The sequence below is a fragment of the Saccharopolyspora sp. NPDC002578 genome, assembly GCF_053592695.1.
The window spans coordinates 235,792-260,874 of record NZ_JBSFWJ010000002.1 but is presented as its reverse complement, the minus strand read 5'-3'; the positions used below and the strand labels follow the sequence as shown (position 1 = coordinate 260,874).

The 25,083-nt window shown below is 72.7% G+C and carries 10 protein-coding genes (1 of these 10 only partly in view); 7 read left to right on the top strand and 3 right to left on the bottom strand.

Features of this window, described 5'->3' with window-relative positions:
• Positions 1-639: 639 nt before the first annotated feature.
• The gene (gene abc-f, locus ACWD38_RS02570) at positions 640-2,271 is read right to left on the bottom strand and encodes a ribosomal protection-like ABC-F family protein (protein ID WP_450123191.1); all 1,632 of its coding nucleotides are present in this window, start codon (positions 2,269-2,271) and stop codon (positions 640-642) included.
• A gap of 269 nt (positions 2,272-2,540) precedes the next feature.
• Complete coding sequence (locus tag ACWD38_RS02565) at positions 2,541-3,173, bottom strand: MSMEG_1061 family FMN-dependent PPOX-type flavoprotein (protein ID WP_450123190.1); 633 nt, start codon at positions 3,171-3,173, stop codon at positions 2,541-2,543.
• A 135-nt stretch (positions 3,174-3,308) separates the two neighbouring features.
• Between ACWD38_RS02565 and ACWD38_RS02560 the strand changes: the two genes are divergently transcribed.
• Both ACWD38_RS02560 and ACWD38_RS02555 read left to right on the top strand, forming a co-directional pair.
• Entirely contained in the window at positions 3,309-3,929 is a 621-nt protein-coding gene (locus tag ACWD38_RS02560) for a TetR/AcrR family transcriptional regulator (protein ID WP_450123189.1), read from the top strand.
• A 378-nt stretch (positions 3,930-4,307) separates the two neighbouring features.
• The gene (locus tag ACWD38_RS02555) at positions 4,308-4,529 is read left to right on the top strand and encodes a hypothetical protein (protein ID WP_343071331.1); all 222 of its coding nucleotides are present in this window, start codon (positions 4,308-4,310) and stop codon (positions 4,527-4,529) included.
• A gap of 364 nt (positions 4,530-4,893) precedes the next feature.
• Here ACWD38_RS02555 and ACWD38_RS02550 read toward each other — a convergent pair whose 3' ends face one another.
• Positions 4,894-6,021, bottom strand: a complete 1,128-nt coding sequence (locus ACWD38_RS02550) for a type I-E CRISPR-associated protein Cas7/Cse4/CasC (RefSeq protein ID WP_450123188.1) — start codon at positions 6,019-6,021, stop codon at positions 4,894-4,896.
• A gap of 1,557 nt (positions 6,022-7,578) precedes the next feature.
• Between ACWD38_RS02550 and fabD the strand changes: the two genes are divergently transcribed.
• The 5 genes from fabD to ACWD38_RS02525 form a co-directional block, all read left to right on the top strand.
• On the top strand, positions 7,579-9,147 hold the full coding sequence (gene fabD / locus ACWD38_RS02545; RefSeq protein WP_450123187.1) for an ACP S-malonyltransferase: 1,569 nt from the start codon (positions 7,579-7,581) through the stop codon (positions 9,145-9,147).
• A 44-nt stretch (positions 9,148-9,191) separates the two neighbouring features.
• On the top strand, positions 9,192-9,446 hold the full coding sequence (locus ACWD38_RS02540; RefSeq protein ID WP_450123186.1) for an acyl carrier protein: 255 nt from the start codon (positions 9,192-9,194) through the stop codon (positions 9,444-9,446).
• Between the two features lie 4 nt (positions 9,447-9,450).
• Positions 9,451-11,421 carry an asparagine synthase (glutamine-hydrolyzing) gene (gene asnB / locus ACWD38_RS02535; protein ID WP_450123185.1) on the top strand — a complete coding sequence of 657 codons (1,971 nt, stop codon included), beginning with the start codon at positions 9,451-9,453 and terminating at the stop codon, positions 11,419-11,421.
• 90 nt (positions 11,422-11,511) lie between these two features.
• On the top strand, positions 11,512-21,051 hold the full coding sequence (locus ACWD38_RS02530) for an SDR family NAD(P)-dependent oxidoreductase (protein WP_450123184.1): 9,540 nt from the start codon (positions 11,512-11,514) through the stop codon (positions 21,049-21,051).
• Between the two features lie 61 nt (positions 21,052-21,112).
• On the top strand, positions 21,113-25,083 hold the 5' portion of the coding sequence (locus ACWD38_RS02525; RefSeq protein WP_450123183.1) for an SDR family NAD(P)-dependent oxidoreductase. The gene runs 20,044 nt beyond the window's last position; the window shows 3,971 of its 24,015 coding nt (coding positions 1-3,971); its start codon is at positions 21,113-21,115; its stop codon lies beyond the right edge, outside the window.

Below are 25,083 nucleotides of genomic sequence, written 5' to 3'. Positions count from 1 at the left end.
CACTCGCCGGTGTCCGGCGCGTCCGCCGGAGCGGACTCCTGCACCGCGAATTCTGATTTCTCCAAGCCCAGCGCGAGCCCGTAGCGGTAAGCGGGAATGCCGTGCGCGATGAGGATGGCCGCATTCCGTGTGGACCCGTCACCGGAAATGCTTCCCCCCACTGTTCCTCCTCCGAATCGTCTTGCTCATCGAACGCGCATAGTGCACGTGTTCGGTGCAACGGCGGATGTCCGGCTGCCCGGCGGGTGCGGCGCGCGAATCGACGTCGATTCGCGCGCCGCGATGGCCCGTCCCGCGTCAGCGGTCTGATTTCCCGACGTCAACAGGTGCGGAGCCCGGTCGACGCGGGCCGTACGGCATCGGTCGGATCACGCCACATCTGATGTGATCCGATGCCGCCGACCGAATCGGGTCGATCACCTTCCCAGTTCTTCCAAGTTACTGGAAGTGGGCGGTAATCGCATACGTCCCTTCGGGTGTCACGCTCGTGCGCAGGAGTGTTCTTCGCGCGCTCTACCGGTTTCCCATTGCCGGTTCTGTTGTTCCGCATGCCGGTCGGAAATTCCTGTTTCGGATACCGTGCGGATTGTTCTGATCGGCCGGGATCGTCTCAGCGGATTCCTCGCCGGTGCCGCCCGATCAGCTCGGCTCGCCCGCTTCGCGCAGTGCACCGCCGGACAGGTGCAGTCGTCGGGTCACGCCGATCTCGGTGAGGAACCGGTCGTCGTGGCTGACCACGACGAGGGCGCCTTCGTAGGCGTGCAGGGCGCTCTCCAGCTGGCCGACGCTGACCAGGTCGAGGTTGTTCGTCGGCTCGTCGAGCAGCAGCAGCTGCGGCGCGGGTTCCGCGCACAGCACGCAGGCCAGCGTCGCGCGCAGCCGCTCCCCGCCGGAGAGGACTTCGACGGGCAGGTGCATCCGGTCGCCCTTGAACAGGAACCGGGCCAGCACGTGCATGAACCGCGACTGCGGCAGTTCCGGCGCGAACGCCCGCAGGTTCTCGGCGACGGTGCGGCCGGTGTCGAGCAGGTCCAGCCGCTGCGAGAGGTAGGCGATGCGCCCCTCGGTCCGGGTGATCTCGCCGTGCTCCGGGGCGAGCTCACCGGTGATCAGGCGCAGCAGCGTCGACTTCCCGGACCCGTTGGCCCCGGTGAGCGCGACGCGCTCCGGACCACGGATCGCCAGGTCCACCCCCGGCTCGGCGAACACGGGCGGACCCGCGTAGCCGACGCGCAGCCCTTCGCCGAGGAACACCGTGCGCCCGGCGGGCACGCGGGTTCCGGGCAGTGCCAAGGAGATCTTCTCGTCGTCGCGCAGCGCCCGACCGGCCTCGTCGAGCTTGGCCTTGGCCTCCTCGACCCGCTGCGCGTGCGTCCCGTCCGCCCGGCCCGCGGATTCCTGCGCGCGGCGCTTGCGGGCTCCGGCGAGGATCTTCGGCAGCCCGGCGGACTTGACGTTGCGGGCGGCGTTGCTCGCGCGGCGGTCCGCGCGTTCCCGAGCCTGCTGGCGTTCCCGCTTCTCCCGCTTGACCTCGTGCTCGGCGTTGCGGACGTTGCGCTCGGCGACCTCCTGCTCGGCGCGCAGCGCGGCCTCGTAGTCGGTGAAGTTGCCGCCGTACCAGCGCATCTCACCCCGGTCGAGCTCGGCGATGCGGTCCATCCGGTCGAGCAGTTCGCGGTCGTGGCCCACCAGCAGCAGGCACCCGTTCCACTCCTCCAGCGCGGAGTGCAGGCGTCGGCGCGCGTCGCGGTCGAGGTTGTTGGTGGGCTCGTCCAGCAGCAGCACGTCGGGCCGCTTGAGCAGTTGCGCGGCGAGTCCGAGGGACACGACCTGGCCGCCGCTGAACGTGCCCAGCGGCCGGTCCAGCGCCACGTCGCCCAGCCCGAGCCGATCCAGCTCGGCCCGAGCCCGTTCTTCGATGTCCCAGTCGTTGCCGACGACGGCGAAGTGGTGCTCGTCGACGTCCCCGGCTTCGATGGCGCGCAACGCGGCGAGCACCGGGGCGATCTCCAGCACTTCGGCCACGGTGAGCTCCCCGGCCAGCGGCAGGTTCTGCGGCAGGTAGCCGACGACGCCGTGGACGGTGACGGAGCCGGACCGCGGCCGGTGCCGCCCGGCGATGAGCTTGAGCAGCGTGCTCTTGCCCGCGCCGTTGGGCGCGACGAGCCCGGTGCGACCCGTGCCCGCGGTGAACGACAGCTCGTCGAACACGGGCGTGTCATCGGGCCAGGAGAAGGTGAGATCGGAACACACGATCAGTGCGTCGGGCATGGAGGATGCCTTCCAACGCCGGGCGGGCGCGCCACCGCGGCCCGCTGAGCGGACGGGGAAACAGGTACGACGACAAGACCTCCCGGACCACCCGGAGACGGGTGCGGAGGTGCTCGGGCTCCGGAATCACCCGGAGATGTCGTCGTCGCTCACCACGTCGGAACTCCCTGCTCAGCGGCACCGCAGAACCTCGTCCTGCGCTCGTACGGCACCGTAACAGCCGACCTCACCCCGGCGACAACGGTTTTTCCCGCCGAGCGGGTGCGGCGTCAGTACAGCCGGCGGTACCCGGCCTGCAGCTCGCGTTCGAGCACCGCGGGGTCGATGTCCAGGCCCGCCTGCGAGGCGGCGATCTCGCCCGGCGACGGGATTTCCTGGGCGAGGGCCTGGCTGTCCGGATCCCACAGCCGGGACCGCAGCAGCGCCCGCCCGCAGTGGAAGAAGACCTGCTCCACTTCCACGATCAGCGCGAACTGCGCGTCCCTGCCGTTGACCCGCATCCGGGCGAGCACGTCGGGTTCGTCGGTGGCGTACGCGCTTCCGTTGACGCGCAGCACTTCCGCGACGCCGGGCACGAGGAACAGCAGCCCGATCCCGTCGTTCTCGGCGAGGTTGTGGAACGAGTCGGCCATCTTGTTGCCCGGCCGGTCCGGGATCGCCAGCGTGCGCTCGTCGAGCACCTTCACGAACCCGGGCTGATCACCGCGCGGCGAGCAGTCGGCCCGGCCCGCCGCGTCGGAGGTGGCCATCGACAGGTACGGGGAGTGCGCGATGAAGCGGTGCACGTGCTCGTCGACGCGATCCCCGGACTTGAGGGCCTTGAGCATGTCGTCGGGGTGGCCGAGCCGAGCGCGCAGCTCCTCCATCGGCACCCGGCGGGGACGGGGTCGGGCGTGCGTCATGGACGGTTCCTCCCATGGCGGGAAATGTCGGGTCAGCCCACCGGTGATGGCTGCATCACCCCAGGCCGTGGCACAATTATGAGCAATTGTTCGCTTCGTGCGCTACTCGCTTTCCGGCGCACACCAGGAGGTGCCGTGAACTCGGGTGAGCGTCGGCTGCGACCACGCAAGCAACCGCGCCAGGTCCGGGCCGAACTGACCCGGCAGCGCATCCTCACGGCGGCTGCTCGCGTTTTCACCGAGCACGGCTACGCCGCGGGCACCACCAACCGCATCGCGGAGCGGGCGCGGATCTCCATCGGCTCGCTGTACCAGTACTTCCCGAACAAGGACGCGATCCTCGTCGAGCTGCTGACCCGCCACCTCGACGACGGCCTGCGCAACACCCGCGAGCGGTTGCCCGAGCAGCTGCCCGACTCCGTCGAGGACACGATCCGGCTGTTCGTCCGCGCCGCCATCGACAACCACCTCGACGATCCGAAGCTGCTGCGCATCATGATCGAGGAGGCGCCGCGCTCGCAGGCGCTGCTGGACAAGATCGCGCGCGTCGAGCGCTTCCACATCACCTACGCCCGCGACCTGATCGAGCAGCACCCCGCGGTCCGAGTGGCCGATCCGCACACCGCGGCCCGCCTGGTCGTCTCCACCGTCGAGCTCGTCGTGCACCGGCTCATCGCCGCCGCCGACCCGATCGACATCCCGAGCTTCGAGAACGAACTGGTCGCCATGCTGACCCGGTACCTCACGGCGGGCTGAGCTCCGCGCCCCGGAATTCCGCTCGACCGCAGCCTGTTCGAGTCGAGCTGCTGAACGTCGTCCGCCGGCACCGAAGGCGCGCTGCGCCGCCGCCCGGACCGGCGTCCACCCTCCGCAGGTGGCCGGGTTCGGAGTTCGGGAAGGGTTTCCCTGCGCAATCCGGCGCGACCCCGGTCCGCCCGACGGCCCGACCGGTGTTCCGGTCGACTCGGTGGTGCGGGGGCTGATCCGACCAGGGGGAATCTCGTTCATCGCGCGGCGGGTGCGCCGCGCGGCGAATCCCTGCGATCTCCGCCCCCGGGAATGGGGCGAGGCCGACCGGCGAGAACGCGTCGGTCCGGTCGGCACGCCGTCACGCAGGTCGACGAAGGGATCACTGTGAAGAAGTTTGCGACCGGTGCCGCGCTCGGGCTCGGAATGCTGCTGGCCACCGCGGCGCCCGCCGCCGCGGAGGGCTACGTCTACACCGGCAAGTGGTACAACACCGCCGCCGCGTGCGAGAAGGCGTGGGACGACGCGCACGGCGGCGGCCCGAGCCTGGGCCACGAGTGCCGCCGCAACGCCGTCGGCGTGTACGAGCTCTGGGCCTACCAGCTCTGACGCCCCGGCAGTGACCGGCTGACCCGGCGAGGCCCCCTCCGGCGGCGGAGGGAGCCTCGCCGATCGCCGCGATCGCCGCGATCGCCGCGATCGCCGGGTTCGCCGGGTTCGCCGACGATCGTCGTCCGGGCGCCTCACTGCTGGGCCAAGGGCACGTCACCTGTGCGCCTGGCCGTTCCGGCATCAACTCGCGGTGTCCGGCCGGACTCCAGGGGGCGATCCGGATCAAGATCGGGGATCTGGTGAAACGCCGTCCGAACGAGCGGCCTGGGAGAGCTCGGATGTTCGCGGGCGGCAGGGAAACCCGCCATGACAACGAATCGTGGCGGTGCGGCCTCCGCGAAGTGCTTCCGGGGTCGCGGACTCAGCCGTGGAGGGCGGCGTTGATGGTGCGGTGGGTGAAGTCGTCGAGGGTGCTGGGCTGGTGGGTGCGTTCCAGGGGGAGGGTGCCGGTGATGGCGGCGCCGAGGACCTCGCGGATCTCGTCGGTGCCGTAGAAGGCGCGGACCCGGCCGAAGTGCTCGACGAGCCGGTCCGCCGAGCGGGTCAGCACGTCGGTGCCGGTGACCGGGTCGAGGAAGGCGTTGGCGAGGTTCCACGAACCGTGCTCGCGCACCACGGCCAGCACCACCTCGGGCACGGTGCGGGCGGCGGTGGCGTTCGGGCCGCTGCCGGGGACGGCGTGCACCGTCGAGTGCAGCCAGAGCTTCGCGGCGCGCTCGACGAGTTCGCGGTCGCCGCCGAGGTTGTGCGCGAGCCGAGCCAGGTCGAGGCGGGCGTAGCGGTAGTAGCACGCGGCGTCGACCTCGACGGTGCCGTCCGGTGCCGCGTCGGCGCCGGACTCGGCGGGGTGGGTGGACAGCGCGTGCGCCACCTCGACGGCGGGCTCGGCGCTGAAGCCGTCGTACTCCGCGATCCCGCCGCCGTGCAGCGCCACGTCGAGGGCCTGGCGGGGCGCGAGGATGCGTTCGGCCGCCGCGAGCTGCTCCTCCTTGGTCTTGACGTTCGGGAGCTTGAGCTCGTCCGCCCGCGCGTGCTCGGGGCTCTCGGCGTTCGCGTGGATCTTCTTGCGCCGGTCGGCTCGGTCGGCGTAGTCGTCCCAGTCGTCGAGGCAGAACCGGGCGAGCTCCTCGCTCGCCCGCTGCCCGGTGAACATCACCGACGGGGTCAGATCCGCTTTGGCGACGCCGAATCCGAGTTCGTAGAAGGCCTCCCGCACGGCGTCGTCGGTGTCGTCGCTGGGATCGTCGAGGCAGCTGGCCGAGTCGATCCAGCGGCCCGCGTCGGAGACCAGCCGGCGGGTGGAGATCCCGGCGGAGGAGAGGTCCGCCCCGCTCTCGGCGAGCAGGCCGCGCGTGGAGCGGCGCAGGAAGTGGGCGGAGATCGAGCCGCGGGCGACGTTGCCGAAGCCGGTGTGCCGAGGGTGCTCCACGTCCTCCCGGTTGAGCGTGCTCGCCGGAACGGACTGGAGCAGGTGTAACTCGACGATCATGGGGGGTTCTTCCTCCGGGGGTTCGCGTGATGTCGCGTGCTGGGGAGAGCGGCGGACGTCACGGACCACCGCGGGTGGAGTCGGGTGCGCGCGCGGCGCGGAGCTGTCAGGTCGTGGCACCGGCCGGGGACGACATCGATGTGGTCCACCGGTCGCCCGCGAATTCCGTTGCGGGCGAAGGGAAATGCGGTGCCGCGACGTCCACTGGGGACCGGGGTCGGCTTCGCCGCGCTTCGTGCATCCGCACCGCGGCCGAGCCGGCCGTGGCGGCACGCCGGGGCGCGCGGATCGGGGAGATCCGCGGTCCGTCCAGCGGGCCGGAACTCACTGGCTTTCCTCCGGGGAAGCAGTGGGGCACAACGAATGAGTGGCGCCGACGACTAGGGGCGTGCTGCGAGTCGCGTTGCTCGGTGCTGCCGGACGTCCCGGTTCTGCTGATGTGCAGGGGAAATCTGCTGTGCACTCCGCGCTGAGTGCGATCCGGAATGCGACTTCGAGGTGACGGTAGCAAGTCCCGCCGGTGATGCCAACGTGACCCCGTGCTATGCGCGCGACGCTGTGAACTGCGAAAACGTGGTATCGGCGGAAGTGGTTTCAGCGTGAACCGTCGGATCACCTGCGGTCGTTCCGGCGCCACCAGGGCGGATGCGCGAACCCGTTCTATTCGAAACCTCGTGGTCTCGATGGTCGTGATCGTGCTGTGATCTATGCTTCGCTCTCGCGCGGCGCCCGAGGGGTCTCGCCGGGTCGGCGCGCGGCGGTGGTCGGCGGGGGCGCGGGCTCCGCCGCATTGCGGACCGGAGTTTTCCGGTATTGCCGTTGTCGAGCGGCGAGTGGAATCAAGCCGACGTATACAAAGAGGCGTCGGCGTCATTATTCGGTGGGGGATGTGCCGGTGGGGTCTCGTCGCGGGTATCGGGGCGGTCCGCTATTCGCGGGCGTGCGCGCCGAGTGGTGGTACCGGGTGTTCCGGGAACGGGTTCACCGTTCCCATGACGAATGCAATGGTCTCGCGTCGTGCTGCCGGTCGGGAATCCCGGAGGTGCTCGATTCGAATGTTCACCCCGCGTGTTCGCATGGTGACGCGGCCGGATGCGCGGGCGACGTCCGGTCGGCGGTGCCGAATCCCTCCGCTGGCCGCTGCGTGGGGTGTGAACTGGGAATTCTTGCTCCTGATGGGGGTGGACTCGGGCCGTCCGGTGTGTGACCCTGATCCGGCGCAGAACGAGGAGCGCCATTCGGCTCCGCGCGCGATGCGGCTCGGCGCTATTCCTAGGGGAATCACCCACGAGTCGTTTCGCCTGGGAAGACGGTTGCCGGTGGTCTCGCCGAGTCGGTGGCTGGGGCGAATGGGTTAGTTGCTGGTGATTTCCTTAGAAGTGCCTCTGGGGATTTCACTAGATGTCCGTCGGGCGCAGTTCTGAAGATTGCGAACAGTTCCGGAGCGTCTCTAGCGTGCTGATGAGATCGGCTCTGCTGATGGGGTCGTCGTGCAATCAGGAGGCACTCGATGTGGCGAGGTCGCGCCCTGTTCCGGAACACCACCGCGGTGTCGGCATGAGTGCTGCCGTCGCGGGCGCGCGTTCCGTGCTCTTCCCCGGCCAGGGATCGCAGGCCGTCGGCATGGGGGCCGGATTGTTCGAGCGCTACCCGCGGCTGGCGGAGCGGGCGAGCGACGTCCTCGGCTACGACCTCCCCCGGTTGTGCCTGGAGGACCCGGACGGGCGGCTCGACGACACCCGCTACACCCAGCCCGCGCTGTACGCGGTCAACGCGCTGTCCTACGTGGACTCGCTGGAGCGCGGTGAGCCCGCTGGCGACTACCTGCTCGGGCACAGCCTCGGCGAGTACAACGCGCTGCACGCCGCCGGCGCCTTCGACTTCGAGACCGGCCTCAAGCTCGTGGCCAAGCGCGGCGAACTGATGGCACGGGCCGAGAACGGCGCGATGCTCGCCGTCGTCGGGCTCGGCGTCGCCGACCTGAGGGCGTTCCTCGCCGAGCACGAGCTGACCCGGCTGGACCTCGCGAACATCAACACCGACAGCCAGCTGGTGCTCTCCGGCGACCGCGCGGAGATCGACCGCGCGCAGCCGCTGCTCGACGAGCGCCGCGTCCGCACCGCCCGGCTGAAGGTCTCCGCCGCGTTCCACTCCCGGTTCATGGCGCCCGCCCGCGACGAGTTCGCCGCGTTCCTCAAGGGATTCCGGTTCGGCCCGCTCAACGCCACCGTGATCGCGAACCTCACCGCGCGCCCCTACGCGGAGCAGGACATCGCCGCGACGCTCAGCGAGCAGATCGCCGGGTCGGTGCGCTGGCTGGAGAGCGTGCGCTACCTGATGCGGCACGCCTCGCTGGACGACTGCCGCGAAGTGGGGGAGCACCAGGTCCTCACCCGCATGGTCAAGCAGATCGACGCCACCCCGGAGGCGCCGAAGGTGCGGCCCCGGCTGTTCTGCGTCGCCTACGCGGGCGGCGACGAGCGCGCCTACGCGGGCCTGGCCGAGCACAGCGACCTCGACGTGGTCACGCTGGAACGGCCGGGCCACGGCAAGCGGATCTCCGAACCGCTGCTGCACGACCCGGCCGCGATCGTCGACGACCTGCTCGGCCAGCTGCGCGGCAGGCTCGACGCGCCCTTCGCCGTGTACGGGCACAGCCTCGGGGCGCGGCTGGCCTTCCTGCTGTGCCACCGGCTGCGGGCCGACGGGCTGCCCGCGCCGGAGCACCTGTACGTCTCCGGGGAGAGCGGACCGGTGATCCCCAGCCGGGAGCGCGACACCTGGCGGTTGCCCACCGACGAGTTCTGGGCGCACCTGGACCGGCTCGGCGGGCTCCCCGCGGAGCTGCGCGACCACCCGGACCTGATGGCGTTCTACGAGCGGATCCTGCGCGCCGACTTCACCGCGCTCGGCGCCTACGCGCACCCCGACGCGGCACCGCTGGACATCCCCATCACGGCGATGAACGGCGCCGCCGAGTGGTTCACCCGCGCCGACGTCGACGCCTGGCAGCGGGAGAGCACCCGGCCGCTGACCACGCACCAGTTCCCCGGAGACCACTTCTTCATCCGCGACCGGTGGCCCGCGCTGGCGCGGATCGTCGGTTCCGGATTCGCGGTCACCTGACCGAGCCAGCACCCGCAACGACAACCCGAGGGCAGAGGACGGCCATGAAGGACGAACTGAAGGCATACCTGGAAGAGCAGTTCATGTTCGAGTTCGACGCGGAGATCACCGAGGAGACCGACCTGTTCAAAGCGGGCATCCTCGACTCCTTCGGCTACATCTCGCTGATGACGCACATCGAGCAGGAATACGGCGTGCAGTTCGGCGAGGACGAGCTGCTCGGCAACGTGATGGTGTCGCTGGCGGGCATCGCCGAGTTCGTCGACGGCGCCCGCGAGCGGGCCCTCGAAAGCCGGTGACGCGATGTGCGGCATCGCGGGTTTCTACGGCAGTTCGCTGCATCCGGAGCAGTACCGGGACCTGATGCACGACATGCTCGCGCAGATCGAGCACCGCGGACCGGACGAGGCGGGCTGCTACCTCGACGACCGGCTCGCGATGGGCACGGTGCGGCTGAGCATCATCGACCTCTCCAGCGGGCAGCAGCCCGTCGGCAGCGCGGACGGGCGCTACTGGCTCTGCTACAACGGCGAGCTCTACAACTACCGCGAGCTGCGCCGGGAGCTGATCGCCCGCGGCTTCGCGTTCCGCACCGAATCCGACACCGAAGTGGTGCTCAACGCGTGGGCGGCGTGGGGCCCGGACTGCCTGCCGCGGTTCAACGGGGCGTTCGGCTTCGCCGTGTACGACTCGGAAACCGGTGAGCTGCACCTGGCGCGGGACCGCTACGGCAAGCGCCCGCTGTTCGTGGCCCGGCACGAGGGCGCGTGGCTGTTCGCCTCCGAGATGAAGGCGTTCCTGGCCTACCCCGGCTTCCGGTTCGAGTTCGACCCGGCCGAGCTGTCCTCCATCTTCGCGACCTGGACCCCGCTGCCCGGCCAGAGCGGCTACCAGGGCGTCGAGCAGGTCCCGATGGGCGAGTACCTGTCGTTGCGCGGCGACGAGGTGCGGCGCGGCCGGTGGGCTCCGCTGGACCTGTCCGCCGGTGCCGCCCCCGAATCCGAGCAGGAGGCCGTGGAGCTCATCCGGGCCGACCTGGAGCAGGCCGTGGACGTGCGGCTGCGCAGCGACGTCGAGGTCGGCGTGTACGCCTCCGGCGGGCTGGACTCCTCGATCATCGCGCACCTCGCCGCCCGGCGCACCGACCGTCCACTTCGGACATTCTCGATCCAGTTCGAGGACGCCGAGTTCGACGAGTCCGCCGAGCAGGACGAACTCACCGCGCACCTCGGTACCCGGCACTCGACGGTGCGGGTCTCCGACGCCGACGTGGCCGAAGCCTTCCCGGAGGCCGTCCGGCACGCCGAGGTGCCCGCGTTCCGCACCGCGTTCGTGCCGATGCACCTGCTGGCGCAGCAGGTCCGGCGCGAGGGCATCAAGGTCGTGCTCAGCGGGGAAGGCGCCGACGAGGCGTTCCTCGGCTACGGGATCTTCAAGGACACCCGGCTGCTGTCGGAGTGGAACGAGCTCGACGACGAGACGCGCCGGGAGCGGATGGGGCGGCTCTACCCGTACCTGGCGCACTTCAACGGTGCCGACGAGCAGCGCCGCATGCTGGGCCTCTACCAGCAGTTCTCCACCGAGGACCGGCCCGGCCTGTTCTCGCACCAGATGCGGTTCCAGAACGGCCGCTTCGCCGCCCGCCTGCTCGCCGAACCCGGAGATCCGCTGGGCGCGATCGAGAAGCTCGTCGCCGACGAGCCGGGCTTCGCCGAGCTCAGCGCGGTGCAGAAGGCGCAGTGGCTGGAGTTCCGCACCCTGCTGTCCGGCTACCTGCTGTCCACCCAGGGCGAGCGGATGGCGCTGGCGCACGGCGTGGAGAACCGCTGCCCGTTCCTCGATCCGGCCGTGGTGCGCCGCGCCGCCTCCGTCAACGGCCGCTTCGGCGACCCGTACGACGAGAAGTACCTGCTCAAGCAGGCCTACGCCGACGTGCTGCCGGAGCGGATCGTGAAGAAGGGCAAATTCCCCTACCGCGCACCGGATTCCGCGGTGTTCGTGCGGTCCCGTCCGGACTACCGCGACCTGCTGCTGGACCAGGACGCGCTCGACGAGATCCCCGCGCTCGACTCGCGGTTCGTGCGCAAGTTCGTCACCCGCGTCTTCGACACCCCGCCGGAACGCATCGGCACCAAGGAGAACCAGGCGTTCGTCTTCCTGGCCTCCACGGTGTGGCTGCACCACTGGTACGTCCGCGGCCACGCCCGCGACCACGAACCGCTGGCGGTGCCGCTGCGGGTGGTCGACCGGCGTTCCAGCGCGGTGGCGGCCTGACCTCCGCCCGCGCGCACCAGGCGGCCGTGCCGCCGACCAGACACCAGGCCGCCCCCGGCCGAAACCGACAGGCCGAGGACCGGCGCTGAGATGGAGCAACCTCCCATGGACCACCCCACCGGTGACCACGACATCGCCATCATCGGCACCTCGTTGCGGCTGCCCGGCTCGCGCACGATGGACGAGTTCTGGGGGCACCTGTCGGCCGGCCGGTCGCTGATCAGCGAGGTCCCCGCGCGCCGCTGGCGCAAGGAGGACCACCTCGGCGATCCGCGCCGGGAGTTCAACAAGACCAACAGCGCCTGGGGCGGTTTCGTCGACGACGTGGACTGCTTCGACGCCGAGTTCTTCCAGATCTCCCCGCGCGAAGCCCAGGCGATGGATCCGCAGCAGCGGATGGCGATGGAGCTGAGCTGGCACGCGCTGGAGGACGCCGGGTACCGCGCGGACCGCCTCGCGGGCTCGGCGACCGGCGTGTTCATGGGCGTGTGCCACTGGGACTACGCGGAGCTCGTCGAGCAGGAGGTCGCCGAGGTCGACGCCTACTACCCGACGGGCGCGGCCTACGCGATCATCGCGAACCGGGTGTCGCACCACTTCGACTTCCGCGGCCCCAGCGTCGTCAACGACACCGCGTGCGCGAGTTCGCTGGTGGCGGTGCAGCAGGGCGTGCAGGCGCTGCTGTCCGGCGACTGCGAGTACGCCCTGGCCGGTGGCGTGAACCTGACCTGGTCGGCGCGGCACTTCATCGCGTTCGCCAAGGCGGGCATGCTCTCGCCGGACGGGCTGTGCCGGGCGTTCGACGCGGGCGCCAACGGCTACGTGCGCGGTGAGGGCGGCGGGGTGGTGCTGCTCAAGCGCGCCGCCGACGCCCGGCGGGACGGCGACCCGGTGCACGCGGTGATCAAGGGCATCGGCAGCAACCACGGCGGGCGCACCAGCTCGCTCACCGTCACCAACCCGGACGCCCAGGCCGACCTGATCACCGGGGTGTACCGGCGGGCGGGCATCGCGCCGGAATCGGTGACCTACGTGGAGACCCACGGGCCGGGCACGCCGGTCGGGGACCCGATCGAGATCCGGGGGTTGAAGAAGGCGTTCGCCGCGCTCGGCGGCGAGGCCGAGGGCCACCGGTGCGGCGTCGGCTCGGTGAAGACGAACATCGGGCACCTCGAAGGCGCGGCGGGCATCGCGGGCATGCTCAAGGTGATCCTCGCGATGCGGCACCGGCAGCTGCCGGAGACGGTGAACTTCCGCAAGCTCAACCCGCTGATCAAGCTCGCGGGCAGCCCGCTCTACATCGTGGACGGCCTCACCGGCTGGGAGTCCGGGCAGGGGCCGCTGCGGGCGGGCGTGAGCTCGTTCGGCTTCGGCGGAACCAACGCGCACGTGCTGCTCGAAGCGGGCGAATCCGTCGAGGCGAGCGGCGACGACGACGGGGAGCAGTGGATCCCGGTGTCGGCGCGCGACGAGGAGCGGCTGCGGGAGACCTGCGCGGCGCTCGCGCACTGGGTGCGGGAGCGCGACGAGCGGCCCGCGCTGGCCGACGTCGCGCGCACCCTGCGCCAGGGGCGGACGCCGATGCGGGAACGCGTCGTGTTCCGCGCCGACGACCTCGACACCTGGGTCGCGCAGCTGGAGAGCATCGCGGCGGGGGACAAGCGGGTGCCCGCGCGGTGCAAGCGGGGACGGGCCGCCGACGGCGCTCCCGACGGGCTCGACGCCGACGACCTCACCGAGCTGGGCGCGCGGTGGCTGGAGCAGGGCCGCTACGAGAAGTTCGCCTCCGCCTGGGCGACCGGGCTGCCGGTGGACTGGGAGCAGTGGCCGGAGCAGGGCAGGCGGCTGCACCTGCCCGGGTACGCGTTCGCCCGCACCCCGCACTGGTTCACCCCGACGGCGCCTTCGAACCTGAGCCCGGCCGTCGCGGCAGCCCCGGTGGAGCAGGCCGCGACCGAGACGGCCGCGCTGGGGCAGGCGAGCGCCGAGGACGGCGGCTGGTCGTTCCCGGTCCGCTTCGACGCCACCCAGGGCTTCGTGCGCGATCACGTGGTGAACGGGGCCCGGATCGTGCCGGGAGTCGCGGTCCTCGACCTCGTCATCGCCGCCGCCCGCCAGCACGCCGAGGGGCGGATCCCGCGGGTGCGCAACGCGGTGTGGATCCGCCCGCTGGTCGTCGGGGAGGACGGCCTGGCGGCGCGGCTGCGGCTGACCCCGGGCGGCGACGGCCACGACTACGCGATCGTCGACGCGGACGGCTCGCCCTACGCCAGCGGGCGGGTGGACTACGGGCCCGCCGCCGCCGAGACCCTCGACCTGGCGGCGCTGCGGGAGCGGCACCCGCGGCGGCTCGACGCCGAGGCGGGCTACGCCGCGCTGCGCGCCAGCGGCATCGAGCACGGGCCCGCGCTGCGCGCGCTCACCGGCCTGCGCAGCGGTCCCGACGGGGTGCTCGCCGAGCTGCGGCTGCCCGCGGCGGCCGCGCCCGGATCGGCCTTGCAGCCCGCGATCCTGGACAGTGCGCTGCTCGCGGCGCTCGCGCTCGGCGCGGCGGACGGCGGCTGGCGGGTGCCGTCGGCACCGGCGGTGCCGTTCGCGCTCGACGAGCTCACCGCCCACGCGCCCACCACGGCGACCATGCACGCGTGGCTGCGGCCCGCGGAGGGTTCCCGGGCGCGCAGCAAGGTCGACGTGGACCTGCTCGACGACGAGGGCCGGGTGTGCGTCCGGTTCACCGGGTACACCTCGCGTTCCCTCGGCGGCGAACCGGCGGACCGGCGTCCGGACGGGGATCTGCTGGAGGTCACCGGAACCTGGGTCGACGCACCGTCCACATCGGAGGGACCGGCGGCACCGGTGGTGGTGCTCAACGCGGTGCTGGACGAAGACCTGGTGGCCGCGAGCGCGGCTCGGCTCGGCGCCGAGGTGGTGGCGCTGCCGGTGCCCGCCGCGGCAAGCGACGCCGACGCGATGCGGGCCGCCTTCGAAGCCTGCTACGCGCAGCTGCAGCGGATGCGCGGCAAGGGCCGGGTGCTCGTCGTGGCTCCGGGCGCGCCGGACTCGCCGGTGTACGGACCGCTCGCGGCCCTGCTCAAGACCGCGCGGCTGGAGAATCCCGCGTTCCACGGGGCGGTCGTGCTCGTCGAGGACTTCGCGCCGCGCGACGCCGCCCGCTTCGAACGCATCGTGCACAGCGAGGCCGGGAGCGCCGACACCGAGATCGCCCACACCGCAGGCGGGCGGCGGCTGCGCCACGAGACCGCGCCGATCCCGGCGGACGAGTCCGGGCGGAGCCTGCTGCGCGACGGCGGCGTTTACTGGATCACCGGCGGCGCGGGCGGCATCGGGCGGATGCTCGCCGAGCACCTGTGCCTGCGCCACGGCGCCACCGTCGTGGTCAGCGGCCGTTCCGCGCACAGCCCCGAAGTCGACGCGCTCGACGCCCGCCTCACCGGCGGCCGGGTGCGCTACCGGCAGGCCGACGTCACCGACGAGGGCAGCGTGCACGCCGCCGTGGCCGCCATCCGCTCCGAGCACGACCGGCTGGACGGCGTGTTCCACGCGGCCGGGGTCCTCGACGACGGGTACCTCGCGACGAAACCGCTGGCGAGCACCACCGCCGTGCTCGCGCCGAAGGTGGACGGCACCGCGCACCTCGACGCCGCGACCCGCGAGCTCGACCTGGATTTCCTGCTGCTGTTCGGTTCCGTCGCGGGCGCGTTCGGCAGCGCCGCGCAGGCCGACTACGCCGCCGCCAACGCGCACCTGGACGCCTTCGCCGCGCGGCGCGAGGCCGCCGGAGCGACGACCCGGGTGATCGACTGGCCGCTGTGGGCCGACGGCGGCATGCGGATGGACGAGGCCACGCTGTCCTACCTGCGCAAGCGCACCGGCACCGTCCCGCTGCCCGGTGACGTCGGGCTCGCCGCGATCGAGCGGGCGCTGCGCACCGACTCGCCGGTGCGCCGCGTCGTGCTGTTCGGGGAGACGCCGAAGCTGCGGGTGTACGCGGGACTGGACCGGCCCGCGACCGCCCCGGCCCCGGCGGCGCCCGCCCCGGTCGCGCCGGCGGCGCTCGGGGAGGACGAGCTGGTCAACCGCACCCAGGACTTCCTGCGGGAGGTGTTCGCGAAGGTCACCCGCCAGGACGCCGACGACATCCTGGTGGAGGAGAAGCTGGAGCACTACGGCATCGACTCCATCGCGATCGTCGACCTCACCAGCACGCTGGAGGACACCTTCGGCTCGCTGCCGAAGACGTTGTTCTTCGAGTACGTCGACCTGCAGGGCGTCGCCGAGTACTTCGTCGCCGAGCACCGGGACCGGCTGCTTGAGCTGTTCGCGCCGCAGGAATCCGCTCCTGCCGCGCCGGTGGTCGCAGAGGTGGAATCCACCGCTCCCGCAGGGGAAATCGCCTCCCCGACCATCGCGCCAGCGGCGATCAAACCCGCGCCGATCACCCCCGCGACCGCGCCCCCGGCCCTCGCCGCGCCCCGGCCCGCCGACCCGCGCGCGGACGCCGACCACCACGACATCGCCGTCGTCGGCATGGCCGGTCGCTATCCCGGCGCCGACACCCTCGCGGAGTTCTGGGACCTGCTCAGCGAAGGCAGGCACAGCTTCGAAGAGGTCCCCGAATCCCGCTGGCGCCACGGCGACGTCTACTTCGACGAGCGCGACGTGCTCGGCAAGACCGTCGTGCGCACCGGCACCTTCCTGCGCGACGTGGACGCCTTCGACCCGCGCTACTTCAACATCTCCCAGCGCGACGCCGAGATCATGTCGCCCGAGGTGCGGCTGTTCCTGCAAGCGGGCGTGACCGCGCTGGAGGACGCCGGCTACTCGCGGGAGACGTTGCGCCGCCGCTACGACGGCGACGTGGGCGTGCTCGTCGGCTCGATGAACAACAGCTACTCGCTCTACGGCTTCCAGAACATGCTGCAGCGCGGCACGACGACCAGCGGCAGCGAAGTCGGCGTGATGGCGAACATGCTGTCCTACCACTACGGCTTCACCGGGCCGTCGGTGTTCGTGGACACCATGTGCTCGTCGTCCTCGGCGTGCGTGCACCAGGCGGTGCGGCTGCTGCGCGACGGCGACACCCGGATGGTCGTGGTCGGCGGGATCAACCTGATGCTGCACCCCTACGACTTGATCTCCACCTCGCAGGCGCACTTCACCACCAAGTCCGCCGACGTCGTGCGCAGCTACGGGCTCGGCGCCGACGGCACCATCCTCGGCGAGGGCGTCGGCGCGGTCGTGCTCAAGCCGCTCGGGGAGGCCGTCGCCGACGGTGACCACGTCTACGGCGTGATCAAGGGCAGCGGCCTCACCAACGCGGGCGTGCGCAACGGGTTCACCGTGCCGAGCCCGCAGCAGCAGGCGCGCGCGGTGGAGCGGGCGCTCGACGACGCCGGGGTGGACGCGCGCACCATCAGCTACCTGGAGGGGCACGGCTCGGCGACCTCGCTGGGCGACCCCATCGAGATCAAGGGCGCCAGCCTCGCGTTCGGCAGGCACACCGAGGACCGCGGCTTCTGCGCGATCGGTTCGGTGAAGTCGAACGTGGCGCACCTGCTGTCCGGCTCCGGGCTGGTCGGGTTGACGAAGGTGCTGCTGCAGCTGCAGCACCGCACCCTGGCGCCGTCGCTGCACTCCGAGACGCTGAGCCCCGCCATCGACTTCGACGCGACGCCGTTCACGGTGCAGCGCGACCGGGCCGAGTGGCGCCGCCCCGTGGTGCGGGGCGAGGAGGCGCCGCTGCGGGCGGGCATCACCTCGATCGGCGCGGGCGGCATCAACGTGCACCTCGTGGTGGAGGAGCACGACGGCACCGTGGTGGCCGCGCCGGACAGCGGCAGGCCGCAGGTGCTGGTGCTCTCCGCGATGACCCCGCAGGTGCTGCGCGCGGTGCTGCGCGACGTGCGCGACCACGTGCGCGCGCAGCGGCCGGGCCTGGACGCGCTGGCGTACGCGTTGCAGACGGGCAAGAACGAACTGCCGTGCAGGCTCGCGTTCGTGGCCACGAGCACCGAGGACGCGCTGCACCGCCTCAGCCGTCTGTCCGAAGTGGACTGGACGGCGGAATCCCCTGCCGTGCCGGACGGCGTGCACTTCACGGCGAGCACCCTGCGGCAGCGCCGCACCGCCACCGCCGCCACCGTCGAACAGGCCGTGGCCGAGCGCAGGCTCAGCGAGCTCGCGCAGCACTGGGCGGCCGGTTCGGCGGTGGACTGGGACCGGCTGTGGCCGCTGGGCACCCGGCCCGCGAAGCTCTCGCTGCCCGGCTACCCCTTCGACAAGGTCAGCTGCTGGTACCCCGAGTTCGACGACGCCCCGAGCGTGCTGCGGCCGATCGCGTTCGCCCGCCGCGCGCACCCGTGGGTGGGGGAGAACCGCTCCGACCTGCACGGCGTGCGCTACGGCCTGACGTTGCGCGGGGACGAGCTGCTCGACTACGCGCACACGGCGGGCCGCAAGCGCCGGTACGCCACGATGGCGCTGCTCGACGGCGCGCTGGCCTTCGCGCGGCTCGCGGGCCTCGGCGACGGCCCGCTGCGGGTGCGCGACGCGGAGTGGGCCGCGCTGCCCGCGCCCGGCGACGACCCGGCGGCGCTGGAGTGGCGGCTGGGCGGTTCGGCCGGGGCGCACCGCGCCGAGCTGTGGCACGCCGACGGCACGCTGCGCTTCGCCGCCACCGTCGAACCCGGCGCGGGCGCGGAGGTTCCCCCCGGACCGGTGCACGCCGCGCTGTCGCTGGACCAGGACGGTTTCTACGCGGCGCTCGGCGAGCTCGGCATCGACGCGCGGCCCTACTCGCGCAGCGTCGACGGCGTCGCGCCGCTCGACGGCCACCGGCTGCTGGTGCGGGTCGCTGAACCGGCGATGTGCCAGGACCCGCACAAGCGGCAGGTGCACGTCCCGGCGTGGGTGTTCGCCGGTGTGCTGCAAGGGGTTCAGCACGCGCTCGGGCAGGCCGACGCCGCCGTGGTGCGGGTCGCGGCCGTGCACGGCGCGGACCTGGAGCGGACCCGCGCGCTGCTGCTGGAGCGGACCTCGGAGACCGCGTTCCGGGTGGACCTGCTCGACGAGCACGGGCGCGGACTGGGCCGGATCGAGGGCGCCGAGTTCGGCCCCGGGCCGCTGCCGGCCGCGTTGACCGGCTCGGGTGCGACCGCCGCCCCGGTGTCGATCGCCGAGTCCGCCACGATCGCCGAGCCCGCCACGGTCGTCGCCTCGACGACCGCGAACGTCTCCGAGCCCCCCGCGTTGCCGGAGCCGGTGGACGGGCAGGACGCGCTGATCGCGGCGCTGCGGGAGGTCGTCGCCGACCTGCTGAAGTTCGACCTCGCCGAGATCGACGCGGACACGCACTTCCACGCCTACGGCTTCGAGTCCATCGCGCTGGCGAAGTTGTCCACCGAGGTCAACGGCCTGTTCGGCGTGGAGCTGAGCCCGGCGGTCTTCTTCGAGTGCCCGAACATCCGCAGCCTCGCCGAGCATCTGGTGGAGCGCTACGGCGACAAGCTGACAGTCCCGGACCAGGCCGCGGAGGCCCCGGTGACTCCGGCGATCCCGGCGGCGCAGCCGGTTCCGGCGGCGAGCGCGGTCTCGCCGACGGCCGCGACCCCCACGCCCGGCCCTGCCGACGACGACGCCGTGGCGATCGTCGGCGCGGCCGGGAAGTTCCCCGGAGCCGGTGACCTCGACGAGTTCTGGCGGCGCCTGCGCGACGGGGACGACCTCATCACCGCCTACCCGGGCGACCGCTTCGACTCCCGCTACGCCGGCACCGTCGCGGGCGCGGACTTCCCGAAGTTCGCCGGGCAGCTCGACGACGTGGACCGGTTCGACGCCGACTTCTTCAACCTGTCCCGCCTCGAAGCGGAGCTGATGGACCCGCAGCAGCGCCTCGCGCTGGAAGCGGTGTGGACGGCGCTGGAGAACGGCGGCTACGCCCCGGCCCGGCTGCCGGAGAGCACCGGCGTCTACTTCGGGGTGTCCGGCAACGACTACCACCACCTGCTCAACGCCAGCGGCGTCGCGCCCGACGGCTACACCGCCACCGGCAACGCGCATTCCATCCTGGCCAACCGGATCTCCTTCGTGCTCGACGTGCACGGACCGAGCGAACCGGTCGACACCGCCTGCTCCAGCTCGCTGATCGCGCTGCACCGCGCGGCCGAGAGCATCCGGGCGGGGCGCTGCGAGATGGCGCTGGCGGGTGGGGTGAACCTGCTGCTCAGCGTCGACACCTTCGCCGCCACCCAGCAGTCCGGGATGCTCAGCCAGGACGGCCGGTGCAAGACGTTCTCCGCCGACGCCGACGGGTACGTGCGCTCCGAGGGCGTCGCGGTTGTGCTGCTCAAGCCGCTCTCTCGGGCGCAGCGCGACGGCGACGCGATCTGGGGCGTGCTGCGGGGCGGTGCGGAGAACCACGGCGGTCGCGCCGGTTCGCTCACCGCGCCCAACGGCAAGGCGCAGGCCGCGCTGATCAAGGACGCGATGCGCGGCATCGAGCCCGGCAGCATCGGCTACGTCGAAGCGCACGGCACCGGCACCGGCCTGGGCGATCCGGTGGAGGTCAACGCCCTCGCCACCGCCTACCGGGAGCTCGGCGGGCCGGGTGCCGACGGCAGGCCGTGGGCGCTGGGGTCGGTGAAGACGAACATCGGCCACCTGGAGTCGGCCGCGGGCTTGGCCGGGGTGCTCAAGGTGCTGCTGGCGATGCGCCACCGCGCGCTGCCGCCGACGTTGCACTGCGAGCGGCTCAACCCGCACCTGCCGCTGTCCGGCGGCGAGTTCGAGGTGGTGCGCGAGCCGCGCCGCTGGGAACCGCGCACCGACGCGACCGGGCGGGCCTGGCCGCTGCGGGCCGGGGTGAGCAGCTTCGGCTTCGGCGGCGCCAACGCGCACGTCGTCCTGGAGGAGGCGCCGCCGTCCCCGGCGCCCGCGGGGGACCCCGGCGGGCCGCAGGCCGTGGTGCTCTCGGCGCGCGACGATGAGCGGCTGCGCGCCTCGGCGCAACGCCTGCGCGACTTCCTGCGGACCGGCGAACGTCCCGCCCTGGCGGAGCTGGCGCGCACCTTGCAGGTGGGCCGGGAGGCGATGGAGCGGCGGCTCGGTTTCGTCGCGGGCTCCGTCGACGAGGTGCTCGGCGCGCTGGACCGCTACCTGGCCGGGAACACCGCGGGCCTGCACCTCGGCGGCGTGCCGCGCTCGCGCGGTACCGGAGTGCGGCGGACGCCGGACGAGTCGCCGGAGGTGACCCGCGCGCTGCGCGACGGACGGCTGGACGCGGCGGTCGCGCTGTGGTGCGACGGAGCTTCCGCGGACTGGGCCGCCCAGCACCCGGCCGGACGGCGCACGGTGCGGCTGCCCGCCTACCCGTTCGCCCGCGAGCGCTACTGGGTGCCGGAGTCCACCGGGGTTCCCGCGGTCCCCGGTCCGGGCGGCGCCGCCCGGGGAACGCCCGAATCCACTGCCATGAGAGGGAAGTCCGCGCTGAACGGAGCCGACCGGGCCGCCACCGCGCCACCGGAGCCGGAGTTCGACACCGGCGCCTACGCGGCCCTGCTGGACGCGGTCCTGGACGACCGCCTCGGCCCGGACGCCCTCAGCGATGCCTGACCGCTTCACCGCCCCCGCGCAGACCGGCCCCGCCGTCTCGCGCCCTGGAACGGAGCTCAACGTGAGTCGACAGATCCTTCGCCTGCCGGTGTGGCGCGACGAGCCGGTGCCCCCGCCCGCCGCGCCGGCCGGAACCCGGCGGCTCGTCGTGCTCTGCGACGTCCCCGACGCGGCGGTCGCCGAGCTGCGCGAGCGGCTTCCCGAGGTGTCGGTGGCGCGGATCGAACGCCGGGACGACGGCCCCGCCGCGGCCTACGAGCACGCCGCGACCAGGCTGCTCGGCGAGCTCCAGCGGCTGCTGAGCCAGCCCTCCGGCGGGACGTGCACCGTGCAGGTGGTGTGCCAGGAGGGCACGGCGTCCGGCTACGCGGGTCTGCTGGGCATGCTGCGCACCGCCGGGCAGGAGGACCCGGCGCTGCACGGCCACCTCGTCGAGTTCACCCGGCTCCCGTCCGGCGCGGAACTCGCGGAGGTGCTGGAAGCCGAGCTCGGCGGCGGGCAGGTGCACGTGCGCTACGACGGCGAACGCCGCCAGGTCCGCGACCGGGAACCGGCCGCGCGCCCCGAGGCCGCACCGGTGTGGCGGCCGGGCGGCGTCTACCTGATCACCGGCGGCGGAGGCGGTCTCGGCGCGCTGCTGGCCGAGGACATCGCCCGGCAGGCGCCCGGCGCGCACGTCGTCCTGTGTGGACGGTCGAGCGGGAAGTCCGTGCCGCACGGCGAATACCGGACCCTGGACGTCACCGACCGGGCGGCCGTGGCACAACTCGTCGCCGATCTGGTGCGCGCCCACGGGCGCATCGACGGCATCGTGCACGCCGCCGGGCTGATCGACGACGACTACCTGATCCGCAAGTCGCACCAGCGGGCGCAGCGCGTGCTCGCGCCGAAGGTCGCCGGACTGGTGCACCTCGACGAGGCGACGCGGGACCTGCCGCTGGACTTCCTCGTCGCGTTCTCCTCCGGAGCCGGGGCGCTCGGCAACGCGGGCCAGGCCGACTACGCCGCCGCGAACGGGTTCCTCGACGCCTACCAGACCTACCGCGCCGGACTGGTCGCCGCCGGGCGGCGCCACGGGCGCAGCGCCTCCGTCGGCTGGCCGCTGTGGCGCGACGGCGGCATGACCGTCGACGCCGCCGAGGTCCCCGCGCTCACCGCCCGCTTCGGGCACCCGCTGCCGACCGCCACCGCGATGCGCGCCCTGCGCGAAGCGCTGGCGAGCGGCGCACCCCAGCTACTGGTCATCGACGAGGAGGGCGACGTGCAAGCGCAACCGGCGGGGGACCTGCGGGCCCGCGTGCTGCCCGTGTTGAAGGATCTGATCGCGGCGACGGTGCGGCTGGACCCGGCGAAGCTCGACGCGGGCGCGCCGCTGGACTCCTTCGGCATCGACTCGCTCGCCGTGACCCGGCTCAACCGCGAGTTCGCACAGTGGTTCGGCGCGCTGCCCAAGACGCTGCTCTACCAGCACCCGACGCTGCACGACCTCGCCGGGCACCTCGCCGAGCGGCACCCGGAGGGCTGCCTGCGGTGGCTCGCCGACGCGGCGGACACCGTTGGTGCGGCGGAGGAATCGTCCGCGCCCGCACGGACCGAGCAGCGCGCCACCGGTCTCGACGTCCCCGCTGAGCACCCCCGCCGGGCGGCATCCGCCCCACGTGGAGCGCACGGCCCGTCCGGCTCCCGTCCCGCGGACACCACGCGGGACGAGCCCATCGCGATCATCGGGCTCAGCGGGCGCTACCCGGACGCGCCGACCGTGGGAGCGTTCTGGGAGAACCTCCGCACCGGCCGCGACAGCGTCCGCGAGATCCCCGCCGAGCGCTGGTCGCTGGAGGGCTTCTACGAGCCGGACGCGCAGCAGGCCGTGCAGCGGGGCGCCAGCTACAGCAAGTGGGGCGCGTTCCTCGACGACTTCGCCCGCTTCGACGCCGCGTTCTTCGGCATCGCGCCCCGCGAGGCCGCCGACGTGGACCCGCAGGAGCGGTTGTTCGTGGAGAGCGCCTGGTCGGTGCTGGAGGACGCCGGGTACACCCGCGAGCGCCTCGCCGAGCGGCACGGCTCCCGCGTCGGCGTGTTCGCCGGGATCACCAAGACCGGCTTCGACCGCAACGGTCCACGAGCGACCGACGGGGTCCCCGGCGCGCCGCGGACCTCGTTCGGATCGCTGGCCAACCGCGTGTCGTACCTGCTGGACCTGCGCGGCCCGAGCATGCCGATCGACACCATGTGCTCGGCGTCGCTGACCGCGATCCACGAGGCCTGCGAGCACCTGCGCCACGGCGCCTGCGAACTCGCCATCGCCGGTGGTGTCAACCTGTACCTGCACCCGTCGACCTACGTGGAGCTGTGCCGGTCGCGGATGCTGGCCGCCGGTCCGGAGTGCCGCAGCTTCGGCGACGGCGGCGACGGTTTCGTGCCCGGCGAGGGCGTGGGTGCGGTGCTGCTCAAGCCGCTGTCGAAGGCCGAGGCCGACGGCGACCCGATCCACGCGGTGATCCTCGGTTCCGCCATCAACCACGGCGGGCGCAGCAACGGCTACACCGTCCCGAACCCGCGCGCGCAGGCCGAGCTGATCCGGGAAGCGCTGGACCGCGCGGGCGTGTCGGCCGACGAGCTGGGCTACGTGGAGGCGCACGGCACCGGGACCGAGCTGGGCGACCCCATCGAGGTCGACGGGCTCACCGAGGCCTTCGCGGGCCGGACCGGCCGGTGCGCGCTCGGCTCGGCGAAGTCGAACATCGGCCACCTCGAAGCCGCCGCGGGCATCGCCGGGCTCACGAAGGCGGTGCTGCAGCTCCAGCACGGCGAGCTCGCCCCCACGCTGCACGCCGAGCGGCCCAACCCGAACATCGACTTCGGCGCGACTCCGTTCACCTTGCAGACCTCGGCGGCGCCGTGGTCCCGGCGCGCGGACGGGGCGCCCCGGATGGCGGGTATCTCCTCGTTCGGCGCGGGCGGCGCCAACGCGCACGTGATCGTCGCCGAGTACGAGCACGTCCCGGAGGCGCCCGCTCCGGAGCGGGCGGTGCTGCTGCCGCTGTCGGCGCGCACCGGCGACGACCTGCTGGCCCGAGCCGAGCAGCTCGCCCGGTGGCTCGACGCCACGACCGAGGTGGACCTGCCCGCCGTCGCCGCGACCCTGCAGCTCGGCCGGGAGCCGATGGACGAACGGGTGTGCTTCGCGGCGAGCACCGCCGGCGCGTGGCGCGAGCAGCTGCGGGCGTTCCTGGCGGACCCCGAGGGCGACGGCGAGTGGTGGCGCGGCCGGGTCCGGGCGACCCGCGAGACGTTGAACGCGTTGGCGGGGAAGGTCGAACTCCGCGCCCTGGTCGCGCAGTGGATCGCCCGCGACGAACTGGCCGAGCTCGCCGCGTTCTGGGCGAAGGGCATGCCGCTGGACTGGAGCGCGCTGGGTTCGGACGCCGCGACGCGGGTGCACCTGCCGAGCTACCCGTTCGCGGGCCGCCGGTTCTGGTTCGAGCCCGCCCGCCCGGAACTCGCCCAGTCCCAGCCGGAACCCGCCGTCGCGCCCGCTGCGGCGCCGCGCGGGGCGACGGCCGCCGAGGTGGAGCAGGTGCTGCTGGACGCGGTCGCCGAAGCCCTGGACATGCCGGCCGCCGAGATCGAGCGCCGCCGCCCGTTCGCCGACTACGGCCTGGACTCGATCCTCGGCGTGAACCTGGTGCACACCCTCAACGCCGCCTTGGACGCCGAGCTGGAGACCACCGACCTGTTCGACCACGGCACGGTCGAGCGCCTGCACGCCTTCCTGCTGGAGTCCTACGGCGACGCGCTCCGGGCGCCCGGGGTGAACGCCGCGGCCACCGCGCAGCCCGCTCGTCCCGCCGCGGCGGCGACGTCCGCCGACCGCGCCCCCGCCGACCGCGCCTCTGCCGACGGCGCGGACGACGACGCCATCGCCGTGGTCGGCATGGCGGCGCGCTACGCCGACGCCGAGGACCCGCGCGCCCTGTGGGACCACCTGCTCGCCGGTGCCGACCTGCTGGAACCGGTCACGCGCTGGCCGCT

What these genes read in the sequence shown, in the direction of transcription:
- ACWD38_RS02565 (WP_450123190.1), bottom strand. Translation starts at nt 3,173, where the DNA reads ATGACGCACGCCCGACCCCGTCCCCGCCGGGTGCCGATGGAGGAGCTG.
- abc-f (WP_450123191.1), bottom strand. Translation starts at nt 2,271, where the DNA reads ATGCCCGACGCACTGATCGTGTGTTCCGATCTCACCTTCTCCTGGCCC.
- ACWD38_RS02540 (WP_450123186.1), top strand. Translation starts at nt 9,192, where the DNA reads ATGAAGGACGAACTGAAGGCATACCTGGAAGAGCAGTTCATGTTCGAG.
- ACWD38_RS02550 (WP_450123188.1), bottom strand. Translation starts at nt 6,021, where the DNA reads ATGATCGTCGAGTTACACCTGCTCCAGTCCGTTCCGGCGAGCACGCTC.
- fabD (WP_450123187.1), top strand. Translation starts at nt 7,579, where the DNA reads ATGAGTGCTGCCGTCGCGGGCGCGCGTTCCGTGCTCTTCCCCGGCCAG.
- ACWD38_RS02530 (WP_450123184.1), top strand. Translation starts at nt 11,512, where the DNA reads ATGGAGCAACCTCCCATGGACCACCCCACCGGTGACCACGACATCGCC.
- asnB (WP_450123185.1), top strand. Translation starts at nt 9,451, where the DNA reads ATGTGCGGCATCGCGGGTTTCTACGGCAGTTCGCTGCATCCGGAGCAG.